Annotated in this window: 1 pseudogene; it reads right to left on the reverse strand. The window is 54.2% G+C overall.

Annotation, left to right across the window (positions count from 1 at the left end):
* A pseudogene (locus tag EN807_RS33355) lies at nucleotides 1-160 on the reverse strand (channel protein TolC); the annotation flags it as partial.
* Nucleotides 161-356: the final 196 nt, after the last annotated feature.

Here is a 356-nt window from a genome sequence, read left to right on the forward strand (position 1 = left end):
CGCGGTTCTGGATGGCCTGGCCGATCTCCGGATTGGATTCGACCGCGACTGCAATGGCTTCCTTGAGTGTGAGCGCGCTGGCAGTCCCACAAGCCAGCATCGAAACTGTGATGGCAAGCGCAATACGCCAGCCAACGGTGACCTTACCCGTCCTGTTCATTTTAACCCCGTGACTTTTATCCCAGCGCCCTTGTTTTTTTGTAAGGCGCTTTTTGCCCAAGCCTGCCACCGGAGCTTGGGACGAGTATCTACCAGATTTTTCGAGGATGTGAGCACTTAATGAAATAGGGGCCGCCGAAAGCGGGGATTCCCGTCATTACACACGGCGGTTGTAGCAAAAATGGCACAGAAAGTAG

The sequence above is a fragment of the Mesorhizobium sp. M5C.F.Ca.ET.164.01.1.1 genome (genome assembly GCF_004792125.1).
In the GTDB taxonomy this organism is placed as follows: Bacteria; Pseudomonadota; Alphaproteobacteria; order Rhizobiales; family Rhizobiaceae; genus Mesorhizobium; species Mesorhizobium wenxiniae.